General features: G+C 82.2%; 1 pseudogene. It reads right to left on the reverse strand.

From position 1 onward, the window contains the following. Positions 1-557, reverse strand: a pseudogene (locus SSOG_RS54905) (hypothetical protein); the annotation flags it as partial. Between the last annotated feature and the right edge of the window lie 62 nt (positions 558-619).

Here is a 619-nt window from a genome sequence, read left to right on the forward strand (position 1 = left end):
CTGATGCCGAGGACACGGCGTCGGGCCGGGATACGGCGGGGTCGGCCGACGGTACGGACGCGCAGGGTCGGGCCGCGGGGCCCGGTGCTGAGGGCGCGGGTGCCTGGCCGGTGTCTGACGGCGTGGGGGGCGGGGCTACCGGTGGCGGTGCCGCCGGGGGCGCGGGTGTGCCCGGCCTTGGTGCCGGTGCGGAGTCGTCCGCCGGCGCGGGTACGGCCGGGGGTGACAGCGTGAGTGACGCGGTGGCCGGAGTGACCGGTGCCGGTGTGCCGGGCGGGGGTCATGGCGCGGGCGGCCGGGAGGCCGGGGCTGGGTCCGCCGAGGGTACGGACGCGCAGGGTCGGACCGGCCGGGCCGCGGGGCCCGGTGCTGAGGGCGCGGGCGCTGCCTGGCCGGTGCCTGAGGCCGGGGGTGACGTGGTGGCCGGAGCGACCGGTGGCGGTGCGGCCGGGGGCGCGGAGGCGTCCGGGCTGACGGCGGGGCGCGCCGATTCCGCGGGTGCGCCAAGCCGGGGTGCTGGCGCGGGTGGCCGGGATGCCGCGGGGGCGGCCGGGCACGGGGCGGGTGCCGCTTGGCCGGTGCCCGAGGCCGGGAGTGACGTGGCGGCCGGGGCGGCGGG

Origin of the sequence: Streptomyces himastatinicus ATCC 53653 (assembly GCF_000158915.1) — a bacterium.
Classification (GTDB): domain Bacteria; phylum Actinomycetota; class Actinomycetes; order Streptomycetales; family Streptomycetaceae; genus Streptomyces; species Streptomyces himastatinicus.